General features: G+C 53.4%; 23 protein-coding genes and 4 tRNA genes. 20 read left to right on the forward strand and 7 right to left on the reverse strand.

What is annotated here, in order from left to right; translation table 11 throughout:
- The first annotated feature begins 3 nt into the window (after positions 1-3).
- The 10 genes from rffA to N7268_RS05685 all read left to right on the forward strand — a co-directional run bounded on the left by rffA (position 4) and on the right by N7268_RS05685 (position 7,754).
- Positions 4-1,134 (forward strand): dTDP-4-amino-4,6-dideoxygalactose transaminase, encoded by a 1,131-nt coding sequence (gene rffA / locus N7268_RS05640; protein WP_260862065.1) that lies wholly within the window; start codon positions 4-6, stop codon positions 1,132-1,134.
- Between the two features lies 1 nt (position 1,135).
- Complete coding sequence (wzxE, locus tag N7268_RS05645) at positions 1,136-2,386, forward strand: lipid III flippase WzxE (protein ID WP_260862066.1); 1,251 nt, start codon at positions 1,136-1,138, stop codon at positions 2,384-2,386.
- Positions 2,383-3,462, forward strand: coding sequence for a TDP-N-acetylfucosamine:lipid II N-acetylfucosaminyltransferase (locus N7268_RS05650; RefSeq protein ID WP_260862067.1), 1,080 nt, complete (start codon positions 2,383-2,385; stop codon positions 3,460-3,462). Before wzxE ends, N7268_RS05650 begins: the two co-directional genes overlap by 4 nt.
- Positions 3,459-4,814, forward strand: coding sequence for an ECA oligosaccharide polymerase (gene wzyE, locus N7268_RS05655; RefSeq protein WP_260862068.1), 1,356 nt, complete (start codon positions 3,459-3,461; stop codon positions 4,812-4,814). The genes N7268_RS05650 and wzyE overlap by 4 nt, the downstream gene beginning before the upstream one ends.
- Positions 4,814-5,554, forward strand: a complete 741-nt coding sequence (gene wecG, locus N7268_RS05660) for a lipopolysaccharide N-acetylmannosaminouronosyltransferase (RefSeq protein ID WP_260862069.1) — start codon at positions 4,814-4,816, stop codon at positions 5,552-5,554. Before wzyE ends, wecG begins: the two co-directional genes overlap by 1 nt.
- 279 nt (positions 5,555-5,833) lie before the next feature.
- A complete protein-coding gene (gene thrP / locus N7268_RS05665) occupies positions 5,834-7,219 on the forward strand; it encodes a bifunctional threonine/serine APC transporter ThrP (protein ID WP_260862070.1) in 1,386 nt (461 codons plus the stop codon).
- Positions 7,220-7,321: 102 nt separating this feature from the next.
- Positions 7,322-7,398: transfer RNA gene (locus tag N7268_RS05670), tRNA-Arg, on the forward strand.
- 56 nt (positions 7,399-7,454) lie between these two features.
- Positions 7,455-7,530 (forward strand) — tRNA-His (locus N7268_RS05675).
- A 20-nt stretch (positions 7,531-7,550) separates the two neighbouring features.
- Positions 7,551-7,636, forward strand: a tRNA-Leu gene (locus N7268_RS05680).
- 41 nt (positions 7,637-7,677) lie between these two features.
- Positions 7,678-7,754: transfer RNA gene (locus tag N7268_RS05685), tRNA-Pro, on the forward strand.
- A gap of 536 nt (positions 7,755-8,290) precedes the next feature.
- Here the strand turns inward: N7268_RS05685 and hemY are convergent.
- From hemY to hemC, 4 genes are read right to left on the reverse strand one after another with little or no spacing between them, the layout of a single operon-like run.
- The gene (hemY, locus tag N7268_RS05690) at positions 8,291-9,490 is read right to left on the reverse strand and encodes a protoheme IX biogenesis protein HemY (protein ID WP_260862071.1); all 1,200 of its coding nucleotides are present in this window, start codon (positions 9,488-9,490) and stop codon (positions 8,291-8,293) included.
- Between the two features lie 2 nt (positions 9,491-9,492).
- Positions 9,493-10,668, reverse strand: coding sequence for a uroporphyrinogen-III C-methyltransferase (gene hemX, locus N7268_RS05695; RefSeq protein ID WP_260862072.1), 1,176 nt, complete (start codon positions 10,666-10,668; stop codon positions 9,493-9,495).
- A gap of 21 nt (positions 10,669-10,689) precedes the next feature.
- The gene (hemD, locus tag N7268_RS05700; protein WP_260862073.1) at positions 10,690-11,430 is read right to left on the reverse strand and encodes a uroporphyrinogen-III synthase; all 741 of its coding nucleotides are present in this window, start codon (positions 11,428-11,430) and stop codon (positions 10,690-10,692) included.
- Positions 11,427-12,368, reverse strand: a complete 942-nt coding sequence (hemC, locus tag N7268_RS05705; RefSeq protein ID WP_260862074.1) for a hydroxymethylbilane synthase — start codon at positions 12,366-12,368, stop codon at positions 11,427-11,429. Before hemC ends, hemD begins: the two co-directional genes overlap by 4 nt.
- 392 nt (positions 12,369-12,760) lie before the next feature.
- On the opposite strand from hemC, the gene cyaA reads away from it, so the two are divergent.
- Positions 12,761-15,307, forward strand: a complete 2,547-nt coding sequence (gene cyaA / locus N7268_RS05710) for a class I adenylate cyclase (protein ID WP_260862075.1) — start codon at positions 12,761-12,763, stop codon at positions 15,305-15,307.
- A gap of 51 nt (positions 15,308-15,358) precedes the next feature.
- Here cyaA and cyaY read toward each other — a convergent pair whose 3' ends face one another.
- The gene (gene cyaY / locus N7268_RS05715) at positions 15,359-15,679 is read right to left on the reverse strand and encodes an iron donor protein CyaY (RefSeq protein ID WP_198907400.1); all 321 of its coding nucleotides are present in this window, start codon (positions 15,677-15,679) and stop codon (positions 15,359-15,361) included.
- Positions 15,680-15,816: 137 nt separating this feature from the next.
- Here cyaY and lptM point away from each other — a divergent pair, with 137 nt between their 5' ends.
- The 8 genes from lptM (at position 15,817) to corA (ending at position 22,849) form a co-directional block, all read left to right on the forward strand.
- The gene (lptM, locus tag N7268_RS05720) at positions 15,817-16,020 is read left to right on the forward strand and encodes an LPS translocon maturation chaperone LptM (RefSeq protein ID WP_198907399.1); all 204 of its coding nucleotides are present in this window, start codon (positions 15,817-15,819) and stop codon (positions 16,018-16,020) included.
- 36 nt (positions 16,021-16,056) lie between these two features.
- Positions 16,057-16,881 (forward strand): diaminopimelate epimerase, encoded by an 825-nt coding sequence (dapF, locus tag N7268_RS05725; RefSeq protein ID WP_198907398.1) that lies wholly within the window; start codon positions 16,057-16,059, stop codon positions 16,879-16,881.
- A complete protein-coding gene (locus N7268_RS05730) occupies positions 16,878-17,585 on the forward strand; it encodes a DUF484 domain-containing protein (RefSeq protein WP_198907397.1) in 708 nt (235 codons plus the stop codon). The genes dapF and N7268_RS05730 overlap by 4 nt, the downstream gene beginning before the upstream one ends.
- Positions 17,582-18,484 (forward strand): tyrosine recombinase XerC, encoded by a 903-nt coding sequence (gene xerC / locus N7268_RS05735; RefSeq protein ID WP_260862076.1) that lies wholly within the window; start codon positions 17,582-17,584, stop codon positions 18,482-18,484. The genes N7268_RS05730 and xerC overlap by 4 nt, the downstream gene beginning before the upstream one ends.
- Positions 18,484-19,200: a 5-amino-6-(5-phospho-D-ribitylamino)uracil phosphatase YigB gene (gene yigB, locus N7268_RS05740; RefSeq protein WP_260862077.1), complete on the forward strand. Its 717-nt coding sequence runs from the start codon at positions 18,484-18,486 to the stop codon at positions 19,198-19,200. The genes xerC and yigB overlap by 1 nt, the downstream gene beginning before the upstream one ends.
- An 88-nt stretch (positions 19,201-19,288) precedes the next feature.
- Positions 19,289-21,451, forward strand: a complete 2,163-nt coding sequence (gene uvrD / locus N7268_RS05745) for a DNA helicase II (RefSeq protein ID WP_198907394.1) — start codon at positions 19,289-19,291, stop codon at positions 21,449-21,451.
- Positions 21,452-21,687: 236 nt separating this feature from the next.
- A complete protein-coding gene (ysgD, locus tag N7268_RS05750; protein WP_212723238.1) occupies positions 21,688-21,744 on the forward strand; it encodes a YsgD/CorL family protein in 57 nt (18 codons plus the stop codon).
- Positions 21,745-21,898: 154 nt separating this feature from the next.
- On the forward strand, positions 21,899-22,849 hold the full coding sequence (gene corA / locus N7268_RS05755; protein WP_260862078.1) for a magnesium/cobalt transporter CorA: 951 nt from the start codon (positions 21,899-21,901) through the stop codon (positions 22,847-22,849).
- A 73-nt stretch (positions 22,850-22,922) separates the two neighbouring features.
- Here corA and rarD read toward each other — a convergent pair whose 3' ends face one another.
- Both rarD and yigI read right to left on the reverse strand, forming a co-directional pair.
- Positions 22,923-23,816, reverse strand: a complete 894-nt coding sequence (gene rarD / locus N7268_RS05760) for an EamA family transporter RarD (protein WP_260862079.1) — start codon at positions 23,814-23,816, stop codon at positions 22,923-22,925.
- Between the two features lie 51 nt (positions 23,817-23,867).
- Entirely contained in the window at positions 23,868-24,335 is a 468-nt protein-coding gene (yigI, locus tag N7268_RS05765) for an acyl-CoA thioesterase YigI (protein WP_260862080.1), read from the reverse strand.
- 164 nt (positions 24,336-24,499) lie between these two features.
- Here yigI and pldA point away from each other — a divergent pair, with 164 nt between their 5' ends.
- The gene (gene pldA, locus N7268_RS05770; protein ID WP_260862081.1) at positions 24,500-25,369 is read left to right on the forward strand and encodes a phospholipase A; all 870 of its coding nucleotides are present in this window, start codon (positions 24,500-24,502) and stop codon (positions 25,367-25,369) included.
- Positions 25,370-25,439: the final 70 nt, after the last annotated feature.

Genomic DNA, 25,439 nt, shown 5'->3' on the forward strand with positions numbered 1-25,439 from the left:
AAAATGATTCCATTTAACGCACCGCCGGTGGTGGGTACCGAGCTTGATTACATGCAGTCAGCGATGAGCAGCGGCAAACTCTGTGGCGATGGCGGCTTTACCCGTCGTTGTCAGCAGTGGCTGGAGCAGCATTTTGGCAGCGAGAAAGTGCTACTAACGCCATCTTGCACCGCATCGCTTGAGATGGCGGCCCTGCTGCTGGATATCCAGCCTGGCGATGAAGTCATCATGCCAAGCTACACGTTTGTTTCCACCGCGAACGCCTTTGTCTTGCGTGGGGCAAAGATTGTCTTTGTGGATATCCGCCCGGATACCATGAACATTGATGAAACGCTGATTGAAGCGGCGATCACCGACAAAACCCGCGCGATTGTGCCGGTGCATTACGCGGGCGTAGCCTGCGAAATGGATACAATTATGGCGCTGGCGACACAGTACAACCTGTTCGTTGTGGAAGATGCCGCACAGGGCGTGATGTCTACCTACAAGGGACGTGCGCTGGGGACCATTGGTCACATTGGTTGTTTCAGCTTCCACGAGACCAAGAATTATACTGCGGGTGGCGAAGGCGGCGCGACGCTGATTAATGATCGTAAATTAGTCGAACGCGCGGAGATCATCCGTGAAAAAGGGACTAACCGCAGCCAATTTTTCCGTGGCCAGGTGGATAAATATACCTGGCGTGATATCGGTTCAAGCTATTTGATGTCCGATCTGCAGGCTGCCTATCTGTGGGCGCAACTGGAAGCGGCCGATCGTATTAATCAGCAACGTCTGACATTGTGGCAAAACTACTATGACGCACTCGAGCCGCTGGCGCGTGCCGGGCGTATCGATCTGCCTTCCATCCCGGAAGGTTGTGTGCAAAATGCCCATATGTTCTACATTAAGCTGCGGGATATCGATGATCGTAGCGCGCTGATTAACTTCCTGAAAGAAGCCGAAATTATGGCGGTATTCCATTATATTCCGCTGCATGATTGCCCGGCTGGCGATAAATTTGGCGTGTTTGCGGGTGTTGATCGTTACACCACCAAAGAGAGCGAGCGTCTGCTGCGCTTGCCGCTGTTTTATAATCTGTCGCCTGTTAACCAGCGAACAGTGATTACGACCTTACTGAACTACTTCGCCTGATATGTCGCTTGCTAAAGCGTCCTTGTGGACGGCTGCCAGTACGCTGGTAAAAATTGGTGCGGGTTTGCTGGTTGTAAAGCTGCTGGCGGTGTCATTTGGTCCGGCGGGTGTGGGGCAGGCGGGTAACTTCCGCCAGATGGTCACTGTGCTTGGCGTACTGGCGGGAGCCGGTATTTTTAACGGCGTCACGAAATACGTCGCACAGTATCATGATGACCCGACGCGACTCCGTAACGTTGCTGGCACAGCTTCTGCGATGGTGCTGGGATTTTCTACCCTGATGGCGGTGATTTTCTTGCTGGCGGCAGCGCCCATCAGCCAGGGATTATTTGGTCATACGCACTATCAGGGACTGGTGCGGCTGGTTGCACTGGTACAGATGGGGATTGCCTGGGCGAACCTTCTGCTGGCGCTGATGAAAGGCTTCCGCGATGCCGCCGGTAATGCATTGTCGCTGATTGTCGGCAGTCTGGTGGGGGTTGTGGCGTATTATGCCTGCTACCGGCTGGGTGGATACGAAGGCGCCTTACTGGGGCTGGCGCTGGTGCCCGCGTTGGTGGTTGTACCCGCCACGGTGATGTTGATCAAACGTGGAACCCTCCCACTGCATTACCTGAAACCTTCCTGGGATAACGGCCTGGCAGGGCAATTGAGCAAATTTACGCTGATGGCGCTGGTCACCTCCGTCACGCTTCCCGTGGCGTATGTGATGATGCGAAACCTGCTGGCTGCCCGGTATAGCTGGGATGACGTTGGGATCTGGCAAGGCGTGAGCAGTATTTCTGACGCCTATCTGCAATTTATTACCGCGTCATTTAGCGTGTATTTACTGCCGACATTGTCACGACTGACAGAAAAACGTGATATTACGCGCGAAGTGGTGAAGTCGCTCAATTTTGTACTGCCAGCCGTCGCCGCGGTGAGTTTTACCGTCTGGCTGTTGCGTGATTTTGCTATCTGGCTGCTCTTTTCCGCGAAATTTACCGCCATGCGCGACCTTTTCGCCTGGCAGCTGGTGGGAGATGTACTGAAAGTCGGCGCTTACGTTTTTGGCTATCTGGTGATCGCGAAAGCGTCACTGCGGCTCTATATTTTGGCTGAAATTAGCCAGTTTATTTTATTGACGGCATTTGCCCACTGGCTCATCCCGATGCAGGGTGCTTTGGGCGCTGCTCAGGCCTATATGGCAACCTATGTGGTCTATTTTTCTCTTTGTTGTGGCGTGTTTTTACTCTGGCGTAGGCGGGCATGACTGTACTGATTCACGTTTTGGGATCGGATATCCCTCACCATAACCAAACCGTACTGCGGTTTTTTAATGACTCGCTGGCTGCGACGAGCGAGCACGCGCGTACGTTTATGGTTGCAGGCCAGGATGCCGGACTCAGCGCCAGTTGCCCGGCGTTATCGCTGAGCTTTTATGGTGGAAAAAAGGCACTGGCCGAAGCGGTGATTGCGAAAGCGAAAGCTGATCGCCAACAGCGTTTCTTCTTCCATGGTCAGTTCAACACCAGCCTGTGGCTGGCGTTGCTGAGTGGGGGCATTAAGCCAGAACAGTTTTACTGGCATATCTGGGGCGCGGATTTGTACGAAGTCTCCAGTGGCCTGAAATTCCGCCTGTTTTACCCGATTCGTCGTATGGCGCAAAACCGAGTGGGCTGCGTGTTTGCCACGCGGGGAGATTTACGCTATTTCGCCGGGCAACATCCCCGAGTACGCGGAGAGTTACTCTATTTCCCTACGCGCATGGACCCATCGCTGAATAACATGGCTAACACGCGCGAATGTAGCGGCAAAATGACAATTCTTGTGGGTAATTCCGGCGATCGTAGTAATGCACATATTGACGCACTGCGTGCGGTGCATCAGCAGTTTGGCGACACCGTGAACGTGATTGTTCCGATGGGATACCCGGCGAATAACGAGGCGTATATCGATGAGGTACGCCAGGCGGGGCTGGCATTGTTTAGTGCGGAAAATTTGCACATTCTCAGTGAAAAGCTGGAATTTGATGCCTATCTGGCATTACTTCGTCAGTGCGATCTGGGCTATTTTATTTTTGCCCGCCAGCAGGGAATTGGAACCTTGTGTCTGTTGATCCAGGCCGGTATTCCATGCGTACTTAACCGTGAAAACCCTTTCTGGCAGGATATGGCTGAGCAGAATCTGCCTGTGTTATTTACCACTGACTTTCTTAACGAAAGTGTCGTGCGCGAAGCGCAGCGGCAACTGGCATCGGTAGACAAGAGCACGATTACCTTCTTTAGCCCGAACTACCTGCAACCGTGGCATAACGCGCTGAGCATTGCCTCAGGAGAAACCGTATGAGTCTGATGCAATTCAGCGGTCTGCTGGTAGTGTGGCTGCTCTCTACCTTATTTATCGCCACGCTGACCTGGTTTGAATTCCGTCGCGTACGCTTTAACTTCAATGTGTTCTTCTCATTGCTGTTTTTGCTGACGTTTTTCTTCGGTTTTCCCCTGACCAGCATTCTGGTATTCCGCTTTGACGTTGCGGTCGCGCCACCGGAGATTTTGTTGCAGGCGTTGCTTTCAGCCGCCTGTTTCTATGCGGTTTACTACGTGACCTATAAAACGCGTTTACGTCAGCGCGTCAGCGATAAACCGCGCAAACCGCTGTTCACCATCAACCGCGTTGAGGCCCATCTGACCTGGGTGATCCTGATGGCGATTGCACTGGTGAGCGTGGGTATCTTCTTTATGCACAACGGTTTTCTGCTGTTCAGACTGCAGTCTTACAGTCAGATTTTCTCCAGTGAAGTGTCCGGTGTTGCCCTGAAGCGTTTCTTCTACTTCTTCATTCCGGCAATGTTGGTGGTCTATTTCCTGCGTCAGGACAGCAAGGCGTGGCTGTTCTTCCTGGTTAGCACCGTCGCGTTTGGTTTACTGACCTATATGATCGTGGGCGGTACACGTGCCAACATCATCATCGCGTTTGCCATCTTCTTGTTTATTGGCATTATTCGCGGCTGGATTTCACTGTGGATGCTGGCCGCGGCTGGCGTGCTTGGCATTGTCGGGATGTTCTGGCTGGCGCTGAAGCGCTACGGGATGAACGTGAGCGGCGACGAGGCGTTCTATACTTTCCTGTACCTCACACGTGATACCTTCTCACCGTGGGAAAACCTGGCGTTGTTGCTACAGAATTACCACAATATTGAGTTCCAGGGTCTGGCGCCGATCGTGCGTGATTTCTACGTCTTTATTCCGTCCTGGCTGTGGCCGGGTCGGCCGAGCATTGTACTCAATTCAGCAAACTACTTTACCTGGGAAGTGCTGAACAACCACTCGGGTCTGGCGATTTCTCCTACATTGATTGGTTCACTGGTGGTTATGGGCGGTGCGTTGTTTATACCGCTGGGTGCGATTGTGGTCGGGCTTATCATCAAGTGGTTTGACTGGCTGTATGAGCTGGGAAACCGGGAAACCAATCGCTATAAAGCCGCGATTCTGCACAGCTTCTGTTTCGGCGCCATTTTCAACATGATTGTGTTGGCGCGTGAAGGACTGGATTCGTTTGTTTCGCGCGTGGTCTTTTTCCTCGTGATTTTTGGTGTCTGTCTGCTGGTGGCAAAATTGTTGTTCTGGTTGTTTGATAGCGCGGGACTTATCCATAAACGAATAAAATCGCTGCCCCGGACACAGGTTGAAGGATCGTAATGACAGATAACACAACTGCGCCGCTGTACTCACTGCGCGGGTTACAACTGATTGGCTGGCGCGATATGCAGCATGCGCTGAATTACCTGTTTGCAGAGGGGCACCTCAGGCAGGGGACGCTGGTGGCTATCAATGCCGAGAAAATGCTGACGGCGGAAGATAACCCGGAAGTTCGGGCGTTGATTGACGCTGCCGAATTTAAATATGCCGATGGCATTAGCGTTGTGCGTTCTGTGCGTAAAAAATTCCCACAGGCGCAGATTTCACGCGTGGCTGGCGCCGATCTCTGGGAGGCGTTAATGGCGCGTGCTGGCCGTGAAGGGACGCCTGTGTTCCTGATAGGCGGCAAGCCCGAGGTATTGGCGCAGACAGAAGCAAAACTGCGGGCACAGTGGCGGGTCAATATTGTTGGCAGCCAGGATGGTTATTTTACGCAGGAGCAGCGTCAGGCGTTGTTTGAGCGTATTCATGCCAGTGGTGCGCAAATTGTTACGGTGGCAATGGGCTCGCCGAAACAAGAGATTTTTATGCGCGATTGCCGTCAGGTTCATCCGAATGCGCTGTATATGGGCGTGGGTGGCACCTACGACGTCTTTACCGGGCACGTCAAGCGTGCGCCAAAATTCTGGCAGAACCTGGGGCTGGAGTGGCTGTATCGGTTACTGTCACAACCAAGCCGTATTACCCGCCAACTCCGTTTGTTGCGTTATCTCCGCTGGCACTATACCGGTAATCTCTAATCTCCCTCCCTCAATGGATAAGTAGCGGGTTCTGCTGGACGCGCTACTTATTGACAACATAATCGCCGCTTTCTCGAACAATCTATTTATTTTTTGAATGCTTTAATTGCCATTTAGGCGATTTTAAGAAACCATTCGCAACAATCATTACAATGCTGTGATGTTTTTAGCGCCAGCCGTGAAGCGGTTAGTGCCGTATGGCTTGTGATGGAAAAATAAGATGTACCCATAACGATAACCGGTAATACCGGAAATAATGCGAATACAACAAGAGGTTTTATGGCTGCGAACAAACCTGAGCTACAGCGTGGGCTGGAGGCTCGTCATATCGAATTAATTGCCCTTGGGGGCACCATCGGCGTCGGACTGTTTATGGGGGCCGCCAGCACCCTGAAATGGGCTGGACCGTCGGTTCTGCTGGCATATATTGTCGCTGGCCTGTTCGTCTTTTTCATCATGCGTTCCATGGGCGAGATGCTGTTCCTTGAGCCGGTTGCCGGTTCATTCGCCGTTTACGCCCACCGTTACATGAGTCCCTTCTTTGGTTATCTCACCGCCTGGTCCTACTGGTTTATGTGGATGGCAGTGGGCATCTCGGAGATTACCGCCATCGGGGTCTATGTGCAGTTCTGGTTCCCGGATATGGCGCAGTGGATACCGGCGATCATTGCCGTCGGACTGGTTGCGCTGGCGAACCTGGCGGCGGTGCGTCTGTATGGCGAAATCGAATTCTGGTTTGCCATGATTAAAGTGACCACCATCATTGTGATGATTGTCATTGGGCTGGGCGTCATTTTCTTCGGCTTTGGTAACGGAGGTCAGGCGATTGGCTTTGGCAACCTGACCGAACACGGTGGCTTCTTTGCGGGCGGCTGGAAAGGTTTCCTTACCGCATTGTGTATTGTGGTGGCTTCCTACCAGGGGGTGGAGTTGATTGGTATTACGGCTGGCGAAGCCAAAAACCCACAGGTTACGTTGCGGAGTGCAGTGGGTAAGGTGCTGTGGCGGATCCTGATTTTTTATGTCGGCGCGATTTTTGTCATTGTCACTATCTTCCCGTGGAATGAGATTGGCAGCAACGGTAGCCCGTTTGTCCTTACGTTTGCCAAAATTGGTATCACGGCTGCGGCGGGGATTATCAACTTTGTGGTGCTGACAGCGGCGCTATCAGGTTGCAACAGCGGGATGTACAGCTGCGGCCGTATGCTCTACGCACTGGCGAAGAACCGCCAGCTACCAGCGGTTGTCGGGAAGGTCTCCCGCCATGGCGTACCGGTGGCCGGTGTGGCGATTTCTATCGCAATCTTACTGATTGGCTCATGCCTGAACTATATTATTCCTAACCCGCAGCGCGTGTTCGTCTATGTCTATAGCGCCAGCGTACTGCCGGGCATGGTACCGTGGTTTGTGATCCTGATAAGCCAGCTGCGTTTTCGTCAGGCGCATAAAGAGGCGATTGCCAGCCATCCTTTCCGCTCCATTTTGTTCCCGTGGGCGAATTATTTGACGATGGCGTTCCTGGTTTGCGTATTAATTGGCATGTATTTTAATGAAGATACCCGTATGTCGCTTTTTGTTGGTATCGCCTTCTTGTTGGTTGTGACGCTCATTTATAAGGTTTTTGGGCTGAATCGTCATGGTGTCGCCCAAAAATTGGAGGAATAAGCGACAAAACGCACAAAGCATGACCAAACGATAATTTATTTTAAAAAAGCACTAGACAGCAGACCGAGACCTCCGTAATATCCAGCCCCGCAACGGCGCTAAGCGCCCGTAGCTCAGCTGGATAGAGCGCTGCCCTCCGGAGGCAGAGGTCTCAGGTTCGAATCCTGTCGGGCGCACCATTTAGTAAGGTGCCGGAGCTGCGGTGGTTTAATACCGCGTAAAAAGATTTGCAGTGGTGGCTATAGCTCAGTTGGTAGAGCCCTGGATTGTGATTCCAGTTGTCGTGGGTTCGAATCCCATTAGCCACCCCATTAATTTAAAGTTGTGAAATGCGAAGGTGGCGGAATTGGTAGACGCGCTAGCTTCAGGTGTTAGTGTCCTTAGGATGTGGGGGTTCGAGTCCCCCCCCTCGCACCACGACTTAAAGAATTGAACTAAAAATTCAAAAAGCAGTAAAACGGCGAGTAGCGCAGCTTGGTAGCGCAACTGGTTTGGGACCAGTGGGTCGGAGGTTCGAATCCTCTCTCGCCGACCAATTTTGAACCCCGCTTCGGCGGGGTTTTTTGTTTTCTGATTTTCCCTTCTCTGCGTTTAGCGCCCCAAATTACCTGCAGTCTTAAAAAGTCCGAATACCTGGTTTTTGCAGTGTAATCCCAGCATGGGCTGTGTATAATACGCGCCGTAGATGCTCATTCCATCTCTTATGTTCGCCATCAGGCCTCATAAACTCAGGAATGACGCAGAGCCGTTTACGGTGCTTATCGTCCACTGACAGATGTCGCTTTAGCCTCATCGAACACCATGGACATAACGTTGAGTGAAGCACCCATTTATGTTGTCATACAGACCTGTTTAACGCCTGCTCCTTTCGAGCGGGCGTTTTTTTATGCATATACACGTCATCCTTCAGGCTGCCTCTTTGTTGGCGACGCCTGCTCACCCCAGTCACTTACTTATGTAAGCTCCTGAGGATTCCCAGACTTGCCGCCTTGATGCATCTTGAATGATTTTGTGTATACGATTGAAAAATATGTAGGCCCGGTAAGCGAAGCGTCACCGGGCAATGGGGAATTACTGCGGGGGATTGTTGTTCTGCAGCGTCAACATCAGGCCATCGCGGCGCATCGTAGCGGCCTCCTCAGGCTGATGCAGTCTATCCAGCGCGTCGGCAAGCCAGGCATAGTCGTAGGCGTCCGGGCGCTGTTTAAGCGCAGCACGGAAGGCGAGCGTCGCTTCCTGCCATTCGCCGTGCTTCATCAATGACTGGCCGAGCGTACTCCACAACAGCGGGCGATTACCCACCGTTTTAATCTGCTGACGCAGTACTTTTTCTATCTGCTCCGGGTTGTTCGTTTTCAGACGCGGAATGGGCAGTACCAGACGGTCGTCATACTGACGTTTCAGGCCGTCGATAAGGATCTGCTGCGCCGTGTCGTGATCGTCACACTCAATCAGATGTTCCGCCATCGCTACCTGCAGGGCCACCTGATGACGGGTCTTACGGTTTTGGTTTTTCCACCAGGTCCGTAATCCTTCACTGCCCTGATCGGCACGAACCTGATCCATCAGACCCACCCACGCTTGCTGTTCCAGCATGGCGCGATGCTCTTCATCCCCAACGTGCGCTTTTGCCATGGATGGAATGATATCCAGCAGAGAACTCCATGCGCCGGTGCGAATGTAAGCCTGCTCAGCCAGACGCAGCACTTCCGGATGACGTGGCGTCACTTCCAGCAGTTTATCGATGCTGTGGCGTGCGGCGTGATTTTCGTTTCGGGCCAACTGCAGACGAACACGGGCGATCTCTACCGGGATCGTATCATTCCCGGCCAGTTCCGCTGCGCGTTCGAGGTGCTGATTGGCTCGCGCTTCGTCGCCACGCTGCTGCGCGGCTTCTGCCGCCAACAGGTAATTCACCACCGGCTGTTCTGCGTGATCGGCATTTTTCGACATCAGCTTTTCAACCTGCTGATAGTCACCTTCAGCCAGTTTAAGCAGTGCCTGTTCAGTCTGTTTACGAGCACGACGGCGCTTACGGCCGACAAACCAGCCGCGAGTGTGCGCACCGGTACGGAAAATACGGCGCAGCAGCCATTCAATCGCAAACAGGATCACCATCGCGATGATCAAAATGATCACAAGCCCGGTCACGCTGGTCTCGACATTGTAGTTATCCGTCTGGATCAGCACGTAACCCTGATGACCGGCAATCATCGGGCCGATGACGATCCCGGCGATCAACAGCACAAAGAGCAATAATACTTTTAGCATCATTATTCTCCTTGCGGCGCGGTTGCCGGAGCATCAGCCTGAGGCGCTGGTGCGGCCTCAACCGGTGTTGTGGCGGGTTGAGCCAGTAAATTACGCACGCGAGTCTGCATTAATTTCTCAAGAATAGTCTGGCTCTGGAGCGTTTCAGGAACGTCCATACTGATGCTTTGTTGGCTTAGTTGATCCACTTCTTCCAGGAAGGCTTTCGTCGTTGCATCGTCGGTGTCGTAGTAAGCACGTACCCAGGTGGAGACGTTTTCCAGCGCCTGGCGATATGTCTCTTCCTGATGGCGCGGTACGGCTTGCGCCGCCACTAACAGGCGGGAGCGGATATTTTCACGTAAGTAAACATCCTGGTTCGGTGCCAGCAGCGGTACGGCGGTTTCATCGCGGCGACGAATCGTGATAAAGCTGTCCATAAAGTTCTGCCAGCTTTTTTGCAGATTGACGCGCCACTCGCTAATGGAGCTGGAAAGCTCGCTGCTGTCGGAGTCCATCGGCGAATCGTCAGTGTCATTATCGGCCAGACGCAAATTATCGATCTGATTCGCGAGCTGGTTCACTTTGAGGATAATGCCATCATAGTCAACCTGAGAGACCGAAGAGAGGCTGGCGATATCATCGGTAATCGCACGACGTGCGGCAATCAAGCTCGGGTCGTTCATATCGGCCAGGCTCGCGTCGGCGCTTTTCAGTAGCGCTGCAGCGGTGGTTACGTCCTGATCGCTCCATAATTTACGACCCGCCAGTTTGACCAGAAAATCGGCCTGTGCCAGCAGCCAGGTTTTGGCGTCGCTGCCGGAAATGGTGGCGACTTTTTGCTGCACTTCATCAAGCTGTTTGACCAGCGCGGCCTGTTGGCGACTGGCTTCATCCAGCTGTGTCGCCTGCTGTTTGATAATGCCTTCCAGCTCAGCCTTCTGGCTTTCCTGCGCTTTTTGCAGCGCGGTGAGCTGATTTGCCAACGCATCGTTGGTTGCCGTCTGCGTTGTTGCCTGCTGTTTCCCCCAGCCATACAGTCCTACACCCGCGGCCAGCGCGATAGCAATCGCCACTGCGCTCAGGATCAGCGCGGTGCTATTTTTGCTCTTTTTTTCAGCATTGACTGGCTGTGATGTGGTGTCCACGGCCTCCCTGGTCTCTTCAACCACGGCGGAGGATTTTTCTTGTTCCGTCATTATGGCATCCCATTATGAGAGTTATTGTAATGCGCGGAGTAGCGCATCGTTGTCGGCGTTATCAGCGACCTCAATATCTTGCCAGCCCAGTTCCCGGGCGAGGTGCGCCAGACGCTCACTGACGACCAGCAGCCGACAGCGTAGTAACCAGTGCTCACGATACCACTGCGGAATCAGCGACCAGAGCTGGTGTAGCATCTCTCCGCTGGTGACCACTACCGTCGTCACACCGCGCGATTGCCAGCGCATCGCTTCTTCTGCACCATCGTAATGTTTTGCACTGCGTTGATAACATTCACAAAAATTCACATCGGCTCCACGCGCTGTCAAGGTTTCGCCTATCAGCTCCCGACCGCCGTTACCGCGTAAAATAAGCGCGCTTTTTCCCGCAATATTTTGTAATTCAGGTAATTGTAGCAAGACTTCGCTAATTTCCCGATCCAGAGGATAGTGAATATTACATCCGCTAACGGTATGCAGCGCCAGCGCCGTTGTGCGACCAATAGCAAAATAGCGCGGAAGGGAGGGCCAGCGAGCCCCTTGTTGCTGAAGCTCGGCATCCGCAAAGGTGACGGCATGTTGCGAGAGGGCGAAGACCAGATCGTTTTCCGTGAGTGCCGACAGGCGGGAGGCAAGCGTGGCCAGCTCCCGACCCGGCGAAAACTCAATGAGCGGAAAACTCCAGGCCACCTGCCCCAGTGTGCGCAGACGGCTCACTAACTCTTCCCCTGCGGGAGATGGGCGGGTGACCAGAATACTCATGCGGGTGCTTCTCCGTTATAAACGTCAGCCAGAATGTCTCGTGCGCCGTTATCCAGCAGCTCTTCCGCTAATGAAATGCCCATTTGTTCGGCATCCTGCGGCTCACTGCGGCGTTCCCCACATACCATCTGCGAACCATCCGGCGCGCCGACCAGCGCGCGTAGCCAAATCTCACCGTTGATGAGTTCAGCGTAACTGCCGATAGGCACCTGACAGCCCCCTTCCAGGCGGGTATTCATGGCACGTTCCGCTTTCACGCGTAACGCGGTTTCTTCATGATTGAGCGGCGCTAACAGTGCCTGAGTGCGCAGATCATCAAGGCGACATTCTATGCCGACCGCGCCCTGTCCGACAGCCGGCAGAGACACTTCTGGCGGCAGTGCGGTGCGGATACGCGACGCCAGGCCTAAGCGTTTTAACCCGGCGACGGCCAGAATAATGGCGTCATAGTCGCCGTTATCCAGTTTACTCAGGCGTGTTCCTACGTTGCCGCGCAGTGAGCGGATGATGAGATCCGGGCGACGTTTCGCCAACTGGCACTGACGACGTAAGCTGGATGTTCCGACGATGCTACCTGCGGGAAGGTCATCCAGCGTATTGTACTTATTCGAGACAAACGCATCGCGTGGGTCTTCACGTTCGCAAATGGTGACGAGTCCCAGTCCTTCAGGGAATTCGACCGGCACATCCTTCATGGAATGCACGGCGATATCGGCACGTTTTTCCAGCAGCGCGACTTCCAACTCCTTAACAAACAAACCCTTACCACCCACTTTTGCCAGCGGGGTATCCAGAATCACATCGCCACGGGTTACCATAGGCACCAGTTCTACGACCAGACCAGGGTGATTTGCCATTAAGGCGTCTTTGACATAATGTGCCTGCCAGAGCGCAAGGGGGCTTTGGCGTGTGGCAATTCTCAAAACATTGTCTAACATGCTTGTTACCGTCATTATCATTCATTGACCATCCTAACATCCTTATCAAAGGGATGTCAGCGTTACGCTCAAACGTAAGTGAGAGGAAAAGGCGCTGCATTATCACTGGCAGTGAATAATGACGAGAAACCTCCCGACCGTATGAAGGAATTTACACGTAACGAACGGTGCTACACTTGTATGTAGCGCATCTTTCTTTACGGTCAATGAGCAAGGTGTTAAATTGATCACGTTTTAGACCATTTTTTCGGCTGTGTCCTATAAAAAATAGGGGCGAAAAAAGGTAACGGTTATTTTTGACATACGGTTTATCCGAATGGGTGACGATTGTTTCAAGCGCATGCGCCGTGACAATCGACAACATGACGGATAGCAACATCAGGCGATACGTCTTGTACCTCTATATTGAGACTCTGAAACAGAGACTGGATGCCATAAATCAACTGCGTGTGGATCGCGCGCTTGCTGCCATGGGACCTGCCTTCCAGCAGGTATACAGTCTGCTGCCGACATTATTGCACTACCACCATCCGCTGATGCCGGGTTACCTCGATGGTAACGTTCCCAAAGGCATATGCTTTTACACGCCTGATGAAACCCAACGCCACTATCTGAATGAGCTGGAACTGTACCGTGGAATGTCACCACAGGACCCGCCTAAGGGCGAACTGCCGATTACCGGCGTTTACTCGATGGGTAGCACCTCTTCAGTAGGGCAAAGTTGTTCCTCTGACCTGGATATCTGGGTCTGCCATCAATCCTGGCTGGATAGCGAAGAGCGCCAGCTGCTGCAGCGTAAATGTAGCCTGCTGGAAAGCTGGGCCGCCTCGCTGGGCGTGGAAGTCAGTTTCTTCCTGATTGATGAAAACCGTTTCCGCCACAATGAAAGCGGCAGTCTGGGTGGTGAAGACTGCGGCTCGACGCAGCATATCCTGCTGCTTGATGAATTCTATCGCACTGCCGTGCGCCTCGCGGGCAAACGTATTCTGTGGAATATGGTACCGGGCGACGAAGAAGATCATTACGACGATTACGTCATGACGCTCTACGCGCAGGGTGTATTAACGCCAAACGAATGGCTTGATCTGGGCGGACTCAGTTCGCTCTCCGCCGAAGAGTACTTTGGCGCCAGCCTCTGGCAGTTGTACAAGAGTATCGACTCCCCGTACAAAGCCGTGCTGAAAACCCTGCTGCTGGAAGCGTATTCCTGGGAATACCCCAATCCACGCCTGTTGGCGAAAGACATTAAACAGCGCCTGCACGATGGCGAGATTGTCTCGTTTGGTCTCGATCCTTATTGCATGATGCTGGAGCGCGTCACCGAATACCTTACGGCGATTGAAGACCCGACGCGTCTGGATTTAGTGCGTCGCTGTTTCTACTTAAAAGTGTGTGAGAAACTGAGCCGCGAGCGCGCCTGCGTTGGCTGGCGTCGTGAAGTGTTAAGTCAGTTAGTGCAAGAGTGGGGCTGGGACGATGACCGCCTGACCATGCTTGATAACCGCGCTAACTGGAAGATTGACCAGGTCCGTGAAGCCCATAACGAACTGCTTGATGCGATGATGCAGAGCTATCGTAATCTGATTCGCTTTGCGCGCCGCAATAACCTGAGCGTCAGCGCCAGTCCGCAGGATATCGGCGTGCTGACCCGTAAGCTGTACGCTGCATTTGAAGCTCTGCCGGGGAAAGTGACGCTGGTGAACCCGCAGATTTCACCCGATCTCTCCGAACCGAATCTGACGTTTATCCATGTACCGCCGGGTCGTGCCAACCGTTCGGGTTGGTATCTCTACAACCGTGCGCCCAACATGGACTCCATCATCAGCCACCAGCCGCTGGAATATAACCGCTACCTGAACAAACTGGTGGCGTGGGCATGGTTTAACGGTCTGCTGACATCGCGTACGCATTTGTTTATTAAAGGCAACGGCATTGTCGATTTGCCTAAGCTGCAGGAAATGGTCGCTGATGTATCGCACCACTTCCCGCTGCGTTTACCTGCGCCCACACCGAAAGCGCTCTACAGCCCGTGCGAAATTCGCCATCTGGCGATTATTGTTAACCTTGAATATGACCCGACGGCGGCATTCCGCAATCAGGTCGTGCATTTTGATTTCCGTAAGCTGGATGTCTTCAGCTTTGGTGAAGAGCAAAATTGCCTGGTGGGAAGCGTAGACCTGCTGTATCGCAACTCGTGGAATGAGGTGCGTACGCTGCACTTCAACGGCGAGCAGGCGATGATTGAAGCGTTAAAAACGATTCTGGGCAAAATGCACCAGGACGCTGCGCCGCCGGATAGCGTAGAAGTGTTTTGCTACAGCCAGCATTTGCGTGGCCTAATCCGTACTCGCGTCCAGCAACTGGTGTCTGAGTGTATCGAACTGCGCCTCTCCAGTACGCGTCAGGAAACCGGTCGCTTTAAAGCGCTGCGCGTTTCCGGTCAGACGTGGGGACTGTTCTTCGAGCGCCTGAACGTATCAGTCCAGAAACTGGAAAACGCCATTGAATTCTATGGCGCCATTTCGCACAACAAACTGCACGGTCTTTCCGTACAGGTTGAGACAAACCATGTGAAATTGCCGTCCGTGGTGGATGGTTTTGCCAGTGAAGGGATCATTCAGTTCTTTTTCGAAGAAACGGGTGAGGATCAGGGCTTTAATATCTATATTCTGGACGAGAGTAATCGGGTCGAAGTGTATCACCACTGCGAAGGCAGCAAAGAAGAGCTGGTGCGTGACGTCAGTCGCTTCTACTCATCATCGCACGATCGTTTTACTTACGGTTCCAGCTTTATCAACTTTAACCTGCCGCAGTTCTATCAGATTGTGAAAACTGACGGGCGTGCGCAGGTGATCCCGTTCCGTACTCAGCCGATCAACCCTGTCCCGCCGGCTAATCAGGATAACGACACACCGATGTTGCAGCAGTATTTCTCCTGATCGGAACGGCAGTGCCGGATAGGGTGTTGGCATCGCTATCCGGCAAACCACTCAGCGGAAGCTAACGTCTTCACCCGCCTGTTGCGTGGCCGCCTGCTCCAGCAGATCCCAGAACGTTTCGCCGCTACGATCGCAAATCCACTCATCGCCTTTCAGGTCAAAATGGTAGCCACCCTGTTTGGTCGCCAGCCACACCTGGTGCAACGGCTCCTGACGGTTAATAATAATTTTGCTGCCGTTTTCAAAGCTGATGGTCAGCACGCCGCCGTTGATCTCACAATCGATATCGCTGTCGCCATCCCAGTCGTCCAGACGTTCTTCAATGGTCATCCACAGCGTGTCGGCAAGGCGATGAAATTCACTGTCGTTCATTTTTTTATCCTGTTTTTCGTGATGGTCGCAGTATAACGGGAAATAAATCGCGATGCAGTTTTTAGCCAAACTCTTGCTTTTACGCCTTCTCCTGCGATGATAGAAAACAGAAAGTATGAACTTACAGGCAATCCATAATGAAAAATGTGTTTCAGGCACTCGCTGTACTTTTTACTCTGTTCAGCCTGACGGGTTGTGGTCTGAAAGGCCCACTCTATTTTCCGCCAGCCGACAAAAGCGCGCCGCCTCCGACCAAGAGCGTTCAACCGCAATCGCAATCCACGACGCCTGAGAAAAACGATCGTGGGGTGGGTGACGGTCCTTCTCAGGTGAATTACTGACGGTAAGTTTCTGTACCCGCGTGAACGGAGTGAACGATGCAATTCTCTAAAATGCATGGCCTTGGCAACGATTTTATGGTCGTCGACGCGGTAACGCAGAATGTCTTTTTCTCACCGGAACTGATCCGCCGCCTGTCTGACAGGCATCTTGGCGTGGGGTTTGATCAACTGCTGGTGGTTGAGCCTCCCTATGACCCGGAGCTGGATTTTCATTACCGCATTTTTAATGCTGACGGCAGTGAAGTGTCGCAATGCGGTAATGGTGCCCGTTGTTTTGCCCGCTTTGTCCGCCTGAAAGGGCTGACAAACAAGCGTGATATTCGCGTCAGTACCGCCAACGGTCGCATGGTGCTGAGCGTAACGGACGACGAGCTGGTACGGGTGAATATGGGTGAACCCAATTTTGAGCCCTCGCAGGTTCCTTTTCGCGCCAACAAAGCAGAGAAGACCTATATTATGCGAGCGGCTGAGCAGACAGTATTGTGCGGTGTGGTCTCGATGGGGAATCCGCACTGCGTGATTCAGGTTGATGATGTTGAAACCGCCGCAGTGGAAACGCTGGGGCCGGTTCTGGAAAGCCACGAACGCTTCCCTGAACGCGCCAATATCGGATTTATGCAAGTGGTGAAACGTGAGCATATCCGACTGCGCGTCTACGAGCGCGGGGCCGGTGAAACGCAGGCCTGCGGCAGCGGTGCGTGCGCAGCGGTAGCTGTTGGTATTCAGCAGGGCCTGCTGGCCGAAGAAGTGCGCGTGGAATTACCAGGCGGTCGCCTTGATATCGCCTGGAAAGGTCCGGGTCATCCGTTGTATATGACTGGCCCGGCGGCACATGTCTACGACGGATTTATTCACTTATGAAGCAACCAGGGGAAGAACTACAGGAAACGCTCATGGAGCTGGACGATCGCGCGGTCGTCGATTATCTCCAGCGTAATCCTGAGTTTTTTATCCGTAATGCCCAGGCAGTTGAAGCGATGCGTGTTCCGCACCCGGTGCGGGGCACGATTTCTTTAGTTGAATGGCATATGGCGCGGGCACGTAATCACATTAACGTGCTGGAAGAGAACATCGGATTATTGATGGAACAAGCCACCGCTAACGAAAGCTTGTTCTATCGTCTGTTAAATCTGCAAGCGCGTCTGGTGGCGGCTAGCAGTCTTGACGATATGCTGATGCGGTTGCACCGCTGGGCGCGTGAGCTGGGGCTGGCGGGTGCGACGGTGCGCTTGTTTCCGGATCGCTGGCGGCTTGGCGCTCCATCGAAATTCACCCATCTGGCATTAAGCCGGCAGGCGTTTGAGCCGTTGCGTATTCAGCGACTGGGTCAGTCACAGCACTATCTTGGTCCGCTCAACGGCCCGGAACTGCTGGTTATGATGCCGGATGCAAAAGCGATCGGTTCCGTGGCTATGTCGATGCTGGGGCAGGATGGCTCCCTTGGCGTCATGTTGTTTAGCAGCCGTGATGTTAATCATTACCAGCAAGGGCAGGGAACGCAGCTATTGCAGGAAATCTCGCTGATGTTGCCGGAGCTGCTGGAGCGCTGGATTGAACGCGTATGACCGAATCACCCCTTTCTCAGGATGTTGCGCGCTTCTTACGCTATCTGGGCGTAGAGCGTCAGCTTAGCCCGATCACGCTGCTCAATTATCAGCGTCAGCTTGATGCCATCATCGCGTTAGCCGGCGAAACCGGTCTGCAAAGCTGGCAACAATGTGATGCTGCGAGTGTACGCAGTTTTGCCGTGCGTAGTCGGCGTAAAGGTCTTGGACCGGCGAGTCTCGCATTGCGACTTTCCGCGTTGCGCAGTTTTTTCGACTGGCTGGTCAACCAGGGCGAGTTGAAAGCCAACCCGGCAAAAAGTGTGTCCGCACCGAAAGCGCCACGTCATCTGCCCAAAAATATTGATGTGGATGACGTTAACCGTCTGCTGGATATCGACCTCAACGATCCCCTCGCCGTGCGCGATCGGGCGATGCTGGAAGTGATGTACGGCGCCGGATTGCGTTTATCCGAACTGGTTGGGTTGGATATAAAGCACCTCGACCTCGACACCGGCGAAGTCTGGGTGATGGGTAAAGGCAGTAAAGAGCGTCGCCTGCCCATTGGCCGTAATGCGGTGGCGTGGATTGAGCACTGGCTGGATCTGCGCGGGTTATTTGGCGGTGATGACGATGCCTTGTTTTTGTCAAAACTGGGCAAACGGATCTCGGCACGTAACGTGCAGAAGCGCTTTGCTGAATGGGGGATCAAGCAGGGGCTGAACAGCCACGTGCATCCCCATAAATTACGCCACTCCTTTGCGACGCATATGCTGGAGTCGAGTGGCGACCTGCGCGGTGTGCAAGAGCTGTTGGGACACGCCAATCTCTCTACCACCCAAATCTATACCCATCTTGATTTTCAACACCTGGCTTCAGTGTACGATGCGGCGCATCCACGCGCCAAACGGGGGAAATAATGCGTTTTTACCGGCCTTTGGGGCACATTTCTGCGCTCACCTTTGACCTTGATGACACCCTTTACGACAACCGTCCCGTGATCCTGCGCACCGAGCAGGAAGCGCTCGCCTTTGTACAAAATTATCATCCGGCGCTGAGTTCGCTACAAAATAGCGACTTACAGCGCATGCGCCAGGCTGTACGCGACGCCGAGCCGGAGATCTACCACGACGTGACCCGGTGGCGTCATCGCGCTGTCGAACGCGCTATGCTGGAAGCGGGGCTGTCGGCGGCTGAGGCAAAAATGGGGGCCAATGCGGCGATGATGAACTTTGCAAAATGGCGCAGCCAAATTGATGTTCCGCCGTCTACGCATGACACGCTGAAGGCGTTGGCCCGCAAATGGCCGCTGGTGGCGATCACCAACGGTAACGCGCAGCCTGAGCTGTTTGGTCTGGGCGAGTACTTTGAATTTGTGCTGCGCGCCGGGCCGGACGGGCGATCCAAACCCTTCAGCGATATGTATTCGCTGGCGGCGGAAAAACTGAATATACCAATCGGTGAGATCCTGCATGTGGGGGACGATCTGACGACAGACGTCGCTGGCGCTATTCGCTGTGGTATGCAGGCCTGTTGGATCAAACCGGAAAATGCCGACCTGATGCAAACCGCTGACAGTCGTTTGCTGCCACATATCGAAATTTCACGGTTGGCATCTCTGACCTCGCTGATATAATCACCAGCAGAACTCTGTATATATACCCAGCTTTTTGGCGGATAGCGATGTGCTTATCCGCCTTACCTACTTTTACGCGGCGGTGCCAATGGACGTTTCTTACCTGCTCGACAGCCTCAATGACAAACAGCGCGAAGCGGTGGCCGCGCCACGCAGCAATATGCTGGTGTTGGCGGGGGCGGGAAGCGGTAAAACCCGCGTACTGGTGCATCGTATTGCCTGGCTGTTGTCCGTTGAGAACAACTCGCCATACTCCATTATGGCGGTGACCTTTACCAACAAAGCGGCGGCGGAAATGCGCCATCGTATTGGTCAGATCATGGGAACCAGCCAGGGCGGTATGTGGGTAGGTACTTTCCACGGTCTGGCGCACCGCCTGCTGCGTGCGCACCACATGGACGCGAATCTGCCGCAGGATTTCCAAATCCTCGACAGCGAGGATCAACTGCGTCTGCTGAAGCGCCTGATCAAGGCGATGAACCTCGACGAGAAGCAGTGGCCGCCGCGTCAGGCAATGTGGTTTATCAATAGTCAGAAAGATGAAGGTCTGCGTCCGCACCATCTGCAAAGCTACGGCAACCCGGTTGAGCAAACCTGGCAGAAAGTTTACCAGGCCTACCAGGAAGCGTGTGATCGTGCGGGATTAGTGGATTTTGCCGAACTGCTGCTGCGCGCTCACGAACTGTGGCTCAACAAACCGCACATTCTCCAGCACTACCGCGAACGCTTTACGAATATCCTGGTGGACGAATTCCAGGATACCAACAATATCCAGTACGCGTGGATTCGCTTGCTGGCGGGCGATACGGGCAAGGTGATGATCGTGGGCGATGACGACCAGTCCATTTATGGCTGGCGCGGGGCGCAGGTGGAGAATATCCAGCGCTTCCTCAACGATTTCCCAGGCGCAGAAACCATTCGTCTGGAACAGAACTACCGCTCGACCAACAATATCCTCAGCGCCGCCAACGCCCTGATTGAGAACAATAACGGGCGTCTGGGTAAGAAACTGTGGACCGACGGTATCGACGGCGAACCGATTTCGCTTTACTGCGCGTTCAACGAACTCGACGAAGCGCGCTTTGTGGTCAACCGTATCAAGACCTGGCAGGACAACGGCGGTGCGCTGGAGCAGTGCGCCATTCTTTACCGTAGCAACGCCCAGTCGCGTGTACTGGAAGAAGCCTTATTACAGGCCAGCATGCCGTACCGTATTTACGGCGGCATGCGATTCTTCGAACGCCAGGAAATCAAAGATGCGCTCTCTTACCTGCGCCTGATTGCAAACCGTAACGACGACGCCGCCTTCGAGCGCGTGGTGAACACCCCAACGCGTGGCATTGGCGATCGTACGCTGGACGTCGTGCGCCAGACTTCGCGTGATCGACAGCTCACGTTGTGGCAGGCGTGTCGTGAACTGCTACAAGAGAAAGCCCTTGCCGGTCGTGCCGCGAGCGCCTTGCAGCGCTTTATGGAGCTGATTGACGCGCTGGCCCAGGAAACAGCCGATATGCCGCTGCATGTCCAGACTGACCGGGTGGTAAAAGACTCCGGTCTGCGCATGATGTACGAGCAGGAAAAGGGCGAGAAGGGTCAGACGCGTATCGAAAACTTAGACGAACTGGTGACGGCAACGCGCCAGTTCAGCTACAACGAAGAAGATGAAGACTTAATGCCGCTGCAGGCGTTTCTCTCCCACGCGGCGCTGGAAGCGGGCGAAGGGCAAGCGGATACCTGGCAGGATGCGGTGCAGTTGATGACGCTGCACTCGGCAAAAGGTCTCGAATTCCCACAGGTGTTTATCGTCGGAATGGAGGAGGGGATGTTCCCCAGCCAGATGTCCCTCGATGAAGGCGGGCGTCTGGAAGAAGAGCGTCGTCTGGCCTATGTCGGCGTTACCCGCGCCATGCAGAAGCTGACGCTGACCTATGCGGAAACGCGCCGTCTGTACGGTAAAGAAGTTTACCACCGCCCGTCGCGCTTTATTGGCGAACTGCCGGAAGCGTGTGTGGAAGAGGTTCGTCTACGTGCGACGGTCAGCCGTCCGGTGAGCCATCAGCGGATGGGCACGCCTATGGCGGAAAACGACACGGGTTACAAGCTGGGACAGCGTGTACGCCATGCCAAGTTTGGCGAAGGTACGATTGTGAATCTGGAAGGCAGCGGCGAACACAGTCGTTTGCAGGTCGCGTTCCAGGGGCAGGGGATCAAATGGTTGGTTGCCGCCTATGCAAGACTGGAAACCGTCTGATCATACGGATATCAGGCCTGTGCACAGATTAAGGTGATGATTTCTCCGCCGGATAAGGCGCAGCCGCTATCCGGCAATCTGTCGCTTAATCTTCTGAAATCATAGATAAATACCCTCGTTCTGCTAACCTTGGTGCATGAGGGGAAATTATTACTTTTTCGCCATCTGTTGCGTGTTGACGTCAAAATTTTGCTGGCGTAACATGCGCGCACGATTACGCTAAGAGGACATTCGCCTTGGACACACCCAGTAGATACTGGCTCATTATCCTGTCATCCAGGATCAACTCCTAAGGCTATCCCCTTTTGCTGATAGCCTTCGCGGTTGTCAGCGACCTTCTGTTTTTTCCCGTCGCGCTGAGTCAGGCTGTTTAATGGTCTGAAACCCAATTTGTTTCTGTGTGCCCACCGAACTGTCCGATAATTTTTTGCATTGGGAGTCCCGGTCATGCTGAGCGCATTTCAACTGGAAAACAATCGTTTAACGCGTCTGGAAGCGGACGAAATCGAGCACCTGGCCAGTTCGGTTTGGGTCGATTTAGTCGAGCCTGATGACGATGAACGAAACCGTGTGCAAAAGGATTTGGGCCAGAACCTGGCCACGCGCCCCGAACTGGAAGATATCGAAGCATCCGCACGTTTTTTTGAAGACGAAGATGGTCTGCACATTCACTCCTTCTTCTTTTATGAAGATGCGGACGATCACGCAGGTAACTCCACCGTCGCATTCACCATTCGCGAAGGGCGCCTGTTTACCCTGCGCGAGCGCGAGCTGCCTGCATTTCGCCTGTACCGCATGCGTGCGCGTAGCCAGGCGATGGTGGATGGTAATGCTTACGAGCTGCTGCTCGATCTGTTCGAAACCAAAATTGAACAGCTGGCGGATGAAATAGAAAACATCTACAGCGACCTGGAAAAACTCAGCCGCGTGATTATGGAAGGGCGTCAGGGCGATGAGTATGACGAAGCGCTTTCTACGCTGGCAGAACTGGAAGATATCGGCTGGAAAGTTCGCCTGTGTCTGATGGATACCCAGCGTGCGCTGAACTTCCTGGTGCGTAAGGCGCGTCTACCAGGCGGTCAACTGGAGCAGGCGCGTGAGATCCTGCGCGATATCGAATCTCTGCTGCCGCACAACGAATCCCTGTTCCAGAAGGTTAACTTCCTGATGCAGGCGGCGATGGGCTTTATCAACATCGAGCAGAACCGCATCATCAAGATCTTCTCGGTGGTATCCGTAGTCTTCCTGCCGCCAACGCTGGTCGCATCCAGCTATGGTATGAACTTTGAATTCATGCCTGAACTGAGGTGGAGCTTTGGTTATCCTGGTGCGATTATCTTTATGATCCTCGCAGGTCTGGCGCCGTATCTGTACTTCAAGCGCAAGAACTGGCTGTAATGTTTTACCTTATCCGGCCTACGTTAATACAACATCGGTAGGCCGGATAAGCGCAGCGCCATCCGGCAGTTTACTACCCGCGACGCCCTTTCCTCTGCGTATAAATCGCATCCGCCACAAAAATAGCCAACGCCACCCAGATAAAGGCGAACGTAACCATTTTATCCGCCCCCGGAATTTCACCGTAGAACGTGACGGCCAGCAGGAACATCAGCGTTGGGCCGATATACTGGAAAAAACCCAGCGTGGACAGACGCAAACGTGTCGCCGCACCGGTAAAACACAGCAGTGGAATAGTGGTCACGACACCTGCCGCAATCAGCAGCAAATTGAGCGACAGTGGGTTCTGTCCCATATGGCTGGTTGGGCTATCAGCGATACCAAACAGATAGATTGCCGCAACGGGCAAGAGCCACAGTGTTTCGATCAGCATGCCGGTTTGCGCTTCGACGGCAATTTTCTTGCGAACCAGGCCATAAAAGGCAAAGCTGAAGGCCAGTCCCAACGCAATGATGGGAAGTGAGCCGAACGTCCACAGTTGCACCAGAACGCCGCAGGCGGCTAAAAGCACGGCCAACCACTGCATCCGGCGAAACCGCTCGCCGAGGAAAATCATCCCCAGTACGATGTTCACCAGCGGGTTAATAAAGTACCCCAGACTCGCTTCCAGCATATGATGGTTATTGACTGCCCAGATGAACAACAGCCAGTTACCCCCAATCAACACCGCTGAGAGCGCCAGCAGGAAAATCTTTTTCGGCGTTTGCAGCAGCGTTTTGACTCCCGACCACTGGCGGCTGACGCTCATCAACACCACCATAAAGAAAAACGACCAGATAACCCGGTGCGTCAGGATCTCGTCTGCGGGAACATAATAAATCAGCTTGAAGTACGCGGGTGCGATGCCCCAAATAAAATAGGCAGCAAGAGCGAGTAACACGCCCTGCCGCGTTTGCTTAGCATCCATCGGGAAAACTCATTGCAGAAATGTAACAGCAGTGTACCTGTTTTCAGGCGCTTACCCCACCATATAAGTGGCGGTAGCACTGGCAATATACAGTTGATCTTCGTTATGCAGCTCCACGCGTGCGACAGCAACTTTATTGCCCGCCCGTAGCAGACTGCTGGTGGCTGTAAAGCGATTACCTCTGCCTGGACGCAGGTAATCAACACGGAGATCGATTGTCCCCATACGCGACATCCGCTGACGCAGTTCCTCTTCGCTGATGGTCTCGTGGCGGGTCAGGGTGCTGCCCACGCAGACCAGTCCGGCAGCCACATCCAGCGCTGAGGCGATCACCCCACCATGCAAAATGCTTTGTGCCCAGTTGCCGACCATCATCGGTTGGTTATTAAAAGCTAATTGAGCAAACTCTTTTTCATAGCGCTCCAGCTCCAGCCCCAGCGCCCGATTAAACGGCATATGGTAGACGAACATTTCACCCACTAATTTCAGCGCTTCCTCAGCAGTAAGTACAGCAGACATACGATCCCGACACCTTATTGGTTAATGAAATGTTGATATTATGCTTATTATTTGTTGTTTTCTACTTTAAGACGGGATAACTAACGAGGAACCAGCTAAGTATGTAGAATACCTGCTAGATAATCATACAATTCATCAATATTTAGTTCAGGAGAACAGTACCGATGCGGGCGATTCTGGGTTGGTTACTACCAGCAGTCATGCTGCCGTTGACCGCGTATGCGCAGGAAGCGACAGTGAAAGAGATTCATGATGCACCAGCGGTTCGTGGCAGTATTATCGCCAATATGCTGCAAGAACATGACAACCCTTTCACGCTTTACCCTTACGACACCAACTATCTCATCTACACCAATACCAGCGACATGAACAAAGAGGCCATCAGCAGCTATAGCTGGTCCGATAATGCGCGTAAAGATGAGGTTAAGTTTCAACTGAGCCTGGCGTTTCCGCTCTGGCGCGGGATTTTAGGCCCGAACTCTGTGCTCGGCGGTTCCTATACCCAGAAATCCTGGTGGCAGCTTTCCAATAGTGAAGAGTCCTCGCCGTTTCGCGAGACGAACTACGAGCCCCAGTTGTTCCTCGGTTTTGCCACGGACTACCGTTTTGCAGGCTGGACGCTGCGCGATGTTGAAATGGGGTATAACCATGACTCCAACGGTCGCTCCGATCCTACCTCGCGTAGCTGGAACCGCCTCTATACGCGTCTGATGGCGGAGAACGGTAACTGGCTGGTGGAAGTGAAACCGTGGTATGTCATTGGCAGCACTGACGATAATCCCGATATCACCAAATACATGGGGTACTATCAGCTCAAAATCGGTTATCACCTGGGTGATGCTGTATTGAGCGCGAAAGGTCAGTATAACTGGAATACTGGCTACGGCGGCGCAGAGCTCGGCGTCAGTTATCCCATCACGAAACATGTTCGTTTGTACACTCAGGTCTATAGCGGCTATGGCGAATCGCTGATTGATTACAATTTTAATCAGACGCGTGTGGGTGTGGGTGTGATGCTCAACGATATCTTCTGACGGATGTGAGAGCATTTTAAACATTGCAGTTTCTCTCTCAGGCGCTGAAAATAGCGCCTGTTTTTATTGA

Source organism: Citrobacter sp. Marseille-Q6884 (assembly GCF_945906775.1).
In the GTDB taxonomy this organism is placed as follows: Bacteria; Pseudomonadota; Gammaproteobacteria; order Enterobacterales; family Enterobacteriaceae; genus Citrobacter.